Origin of the sequence: Streptomyces sp. NTH33 (genome assembly GCF_003236365.1) — a bacterium.
Taxonomy (GTDB): Bacteria; Actinomycetota; Actinomycetes; order Streptomycetales; family Streptomycetaceae; genus Streptomyces.
In genome coordinates this window covers 1-4,969 of record NZ_POTZ01000495.1, presented here as the reverse complement: position 1 = coordinate 4,969, position 4,969 = coordinate 1, and the positions used below count along the sequence as shown (strand labels likewise).

Annotated in this window: 2 protein-coding genes and 1 pseudogene; 2 read left to right on the top strand and 1 reads right to left on the bottom strand. The window is 71.5% G+C overall.

Annotation, left to right across the window (positions count from 1 at the left end; genetic code table 11):
- Positions 1-972: pseudogene (locus C1I97_RS31400) on the top strand (hypothetical protein); the annotation flags it as partial.
- 55 nt (positions 973-1,027) lie between these two features.
- Positions 1,028-1,717: a TetR/AcrR family transcriptional regulator gene (locus tag C1I97_RS31395; protein ID WP_111006459.1), complete on the top strand. Its 690-nt coding sequence runs from the start codon at positions 1,028-1,030 to the stop codon at positions 1,715-1,717.
- An 11-nt stretch (positions 1,718-1,728) separates the two neighbouring features.
- Here C1I97_RS31395 and pulA read toward each other — a convergent pair.
- A partial coding sequence (gene pulA / locus C1I97_RS31390; protein WP_146608349.1) for a pullulanase-type alpha-1,6-glucosidase occupies positions 1,729-4,969 on the bottom strand: 3,241 nt, incomplete at its 5' end.

Genomic DNA, 4,969 nt, shown 5'->3' with positions numbered 1-4,969 from the left:
GGCGTAGAGCAGCTGCGGTGGTCCGGCGGCCCCGCCGGACCACCGCAGCTGCTCTACGCCGACGACGTCGACAACGCGCACGTGGTGATCTTCTACGACGGCCTGCGCATCGCCCGCTACGCCGAGCCGAAGGGCTCCACGGCCGAGGTCGCCCTGGACTTCGCCCGGGTCGACGGCGCCACCGGCGCGGAGGCGACCGCGGTGGTGCTCGGCCGCTCCGACGGCAACGTCCGCTATCTGACGGCGCCCTGGGTGACCGGTGCGGCCGAACGGGACCTGCTCAGGCCCGACTCCGAGGCCACCGACCTCGGCCTGAAGGACGGCGTCGCCCGGCCGCTGGCCGGCCCGGCCCGGAAGTCCGGCCCCTGCACCTCGTGGAACGCGCTGCAGCTGACCGACGACTCCGGTACGTACCTGCTGAGCGACCTGGGCGAACTGGTCCCCGCCCGCCTCACCACCGGCAGCCCCACCGACCCCCAGGAGGCGGCGGACGAGTCGGGGCGCCGCGCCTGGGCGCCGTTCGCCTGCTCGCTGGGCGCCGTGCGCGCACAGGGCGTCCGGTCGGTCAACGCCTGGCAGTACGCCGGGCAGCCGCTGCCCGACGACAGCGGCACGGCCGAGTGGGTGTGCACCCGCGCCGAGACCTGGCGCGGCACCGGCCCCCGGGTGCTGGCCCAGTTCCGCACCCCCGGCGGGAAGTACGGCGCGCCCGTGGCCAGGGCCGAGGACGTGTCCGCGTGCGGCGCCCGCGATCCGCACGTACTGGCCGGGGTGCTGTGGAAGTCGGAGGCCGGCACCTGGTACCTGCTCGCGGCCGGCACCGAGGACACCGCGTCGATCAGCGCGACGGGCGGCGTCCGCGCGACCTCCGAGGGCCACCTGCTCGCCGTACCGACCCGGCAGGGCGCCAGTGCGGACCTCACGGGGACGCTGAACGACGGCACGACCATCGGCGTACTGCGCCAGCAGTGAACACCGCGATCGATCCGGTCCGTTCAGGGCCGAATTCGATCGGTAAGGTGTTCGCATGACTACCGGGGTTCGCCGCAGGATGGGAGTCGAGGAACGACGGCAGCAGTTGATCGGCGTCGCCCTCGAACTGTTCAGCCGCCGCTCGCCCGACGAGGTCTCCATCGACGAGATAGCGTCCGCGGCGGGCATCTCCCGCCCGCTGGTCTACCACTACTTCCCCGGCAAACTCAGCCTGTACGAAGCCGCGTTGAAGCGTGCCTCGGATGACCTGGCGGACCGGTTCGTGGAGCCGCACGAGGGCCCGCTGGGGGCGCGGCTGCTGCGGGTGATGCGCCGGTTCTTCGACTTCGTGGACGAGCACGGCCCCGGTTTCTCGGCCCTGATGCGCGGCGGCCCGGCGGTTGGCTCCTCGACGACCAACGCGCTCATCGACTCCGTACGGCAGGCCGCGTACGAGCAGATCCTGTCGCACCTGCGGGTCGAGGACCCGCCCGCGCGCCTGGAACTGGTCGTCCGCTCGTGGATCTCGCTCGCCGAGTCGACGGCGCTGATCTGGCTGGACGGCCGGCGCATCCCGCGTGCCGAGCTGGAGAAGCAGCTCGTGCACGACTTCGGCGCGCTCGCGGCCGTCGGCGCCGCCTACGACGAGGAGATGAGCGCCCTGCTGCGCCGCGCCTTCAAGGACGAGCCGGGCGACGGCCCCTTCGGGGACCTGATCGCCCGGCTCGTGAACCTCGCCTCCTGAGGCCGGCCCGGTTACCGGTTCCCGAAGACCGCGACCGTACGGGCCGGGACGGTGAACGTGCCCGTCGCCGCCGCGTAGGAAGAGGTCTTCACCACCGGGTCCGCGCCCGCCGCCTGCACCGGATGCAGCCGGTAGTGCGCCCCGGCGAGCGCGGCGACACGCTGCTGCTGCCGCTCGGGCGTCGCGTTGAACACCACCACCAGATCACCGAGTTTCATGGTGATCACGCCGGGCGTCTCGTCCTTCCCGGACAGCGGGAAGGACAGCCGCTCCTGCACCTGTGCGGCCGTGGCGAGGGAGAACGCCTTCTCCGTCGTACGGATCCTCAGCAGGTCCCGGTACGCCGCCGAGGTCCCCTCGATCTGCGGGCAGCCCACCTCGACCGAGGTCAGCAGCGGCCTGGCGTACGGCCACTTGGACTCGTTGTCGGCCGCCATGGGCAGCCCGCGGCCGAAGCCGTTGCCGTCGGCGCAGTTCCAGTGGATGGCGTTGAACCAGTCGCCGCTGTCGTAGGAGTTGCGGTCCAGGGACTTCGAGCGCAGCAGGTCGGTGCCGGCCTGGGAGAGCGCCGGGCCCTGCGAGAGCGCGGCCGTCGCCATGGCCAGGACCTGCATACGGGCCCGGTCGGCCGCCGGGGTGTCCTTCGGCAGCTTGTAGGCCAGGGCGTCGAACAGCGACTCGTTGTCGTGCGCGTCGGCGTAGGCGAGGGCGTCGCCGGGAGCGTCCGCGTATCCGGCGGGCGAGCCGTTGTAGTCGACCTCCGCGCCCGTGACCTGCCTGCCGCCGGTGTCCGTGAACCGGTACGCGGCCAGGTTGCCGCTCAGGCCGACCTTGATCAGGTCCTGGTAGTGCAGCAGGCGGGCCTTCTGCTCGGCCCTGGTGCCGTTCGCCGCCGAGGAGTTGGGCTCGGTGTGGAGGCCGGAGGCGAAGCCCTGGACGCCGGGGTCGTCGTCGAAGGGGCCGCCGCCGCGCACCGCGTCCCGCGCCCGGTCGGAGAAGGTCGCGATGCCGGTGCCGGCCATGTTCTTCTGGGTGGCCTGCACGAACCGGGCGTCGTCGGCGACCTCGCCGAAATTCCAGCCCTCCCCGTACAGGATGATGTTCTTGCCGTCCACGCCGTCCTTCTTCGGCGTGAGCGCGTCGAGGGCCTTCCTGACCTCGAGGATGTTGGCCTTGGGGTGGTGGCCCATGAGGTCGAAGCGGAAGCCGTCGACCTTGTACTCCCTGGCCCAGGTGACGATCGAGTCCACGACCAGCTTGCCCATCATGGCGTTCTCGGGCGCGGTGTTGGCGCAGCAGGTGCTGTTGGCCACCGAGCCGTCGGCGAGGAGGCGCTGGTAGTAGCCCGGCACGATCCTGTCCAGGACGGAGGTCTCCGCCTGGCCGCTGGCCGCCGTGTGGTTGTAGACCACGTCCATGACGACCCTGAGGCCGTCCCGGTTCAGCGCCTGCACCATCTGCCGGAACTGCACGGTGCGGGCCGTGCCGTCCGGGTCGGTGGCGTACGAGCCCTCGGGGACCGTGTAGTGGTACGGGTCGTAGCCCCAGTTGTAGGCGTCCTTCGCGGCGGTCCTCGCCACGCACGCCTGCTGCCGCTCGGAGTCGGCCGGATAGGAGGCCAGGTCGCAGTCCGGGGTGGCCTGGTCGGCCTTCCTCTCCGGGATGGTGGCGATGTCGAAGGCCGGCAGCAGGTGGACGTGGGACGTGCCCGCCCCGGCCAGCTCCCGCAGGTGCTTAGAGCCGTCGCTGTCCTTGTCCGTGAAGGCGAGGTAGGTGCCCTTGTCCTTCGCCGGGACCGTCCGGTCCGCGACGGAGAAGTCGCGGATGTGCAGCTCCTGGATCTGGGCGTCCCTCAGCGGTACGGCCCTGGGCTTGGCCAGGGACGACCAGCCGCTCGGGGCGAGCGCCCTGTCGCCCAGGTCGACGACGAGGCTGCGCTCGGAGTCCGCGGTGAGGGCGAGCGAGTACGGGTCGGTGACCTTGTTGGTGACGACCTTGCGGACGGAGGGCGCCCACACCTTCACGACGTAGCGGTACGGCTTGTTCTTCCAGGACGCCGGGCCGGTGACCGACCAGACGCCGGTGGTGTCGTCGCGGTGCATGGCGACCGCCTTGCCGTCCAGCTCCAGGGCCACGCTCTGCGCGGTCGGCGCCCACACGCTCAAGGTGGGCCGCCCGCCGTGGAAGACCGGGCCGAGCTGCGCCTTCGTCGCTGCGTTGCCGTGGACGTCGTCGAGTACGCCGGCGAGCTGGACGCCGGTCGCCGCCAGCACGACACCGTTCGCGGCCCGCTGGGAGGCGACGACCTGGCCGCGCAGCGCCTCGCGGACCCGGGTGCGGTCGCGCGGGTCGACCAAGTAGGCGGTGTGGTCCTTCAGGTGCGGGAACTTCGCCTTCTGCGCGTCGGTCAGCGTGGTCCTGTCCAGCCGCAGCCAGCGCTCGTCGTCACTGGTCAGGGCACCGTCCTTGACGGTGATGGACCCGTCGTGGGAGTAGACCAGCTGGGTGGAGGCGGCGGCGTCGGAGCCGTTGAGGACGACCGTGTCCCGGTCGATCCAGACCGCCTTGGAGGTGGACAGGTCCAGGGCGGCCGCCCCGCCCGCGGGCTGCGGCAGCAGGTGCTTCTCCTGGCCGTTCAAGAGCCACACCTCGTAGCCGTCGGCCTTGAGGTCCAGGGACTGGTCGGCGGCGAGGTCCTTCTCGTCGCCCTGGTGGACGATGTAGCTGAGACTGGTGGCACCGTCGCTGAGCGGTACCTCGAAGACCGCGCCATAGGAGTCAGTCTTGACCGGCTGGAGGGGTTTCGACCAGTCGGTGGGGTTCGCGGCGCCCGTCCAGACGTGCAGGCCCCAGCCGTCGTAGTTCCCGTCGGCGCGGTGGTAGTGGAGGACCGCCTTGGACTTGTCCTGCGCGGGGTAGTCGGCGGGCCGCGTGGTCCGTACGGCCTCCTTGCCCTGCTCGACCCAGACCTCGCCGGTCCTGGTGAGGTCGATGGACCGGTCGGCGGAGACATCCTTGTCGCCGTTCTTGTCGATGACCAGGAAGCCGACGTCGGAGGCGCCCGGCTTCAGCTTGACGTAGGCGAAGGCGCCGTAGGCGTCGCGGCCGATGAAGGGGTGGCTGTCCGGCCAGGTGGTCGCCTCGCCGTCGGCGAGGTCGCCCCACGCGTACAGGCCCCAGTTCGCGTAGTCGCCGTCGGTGCGCTTGTAGTGCACGATCGCGTAGTCGCGGGAGGAGGCGGTGGGGACCTCG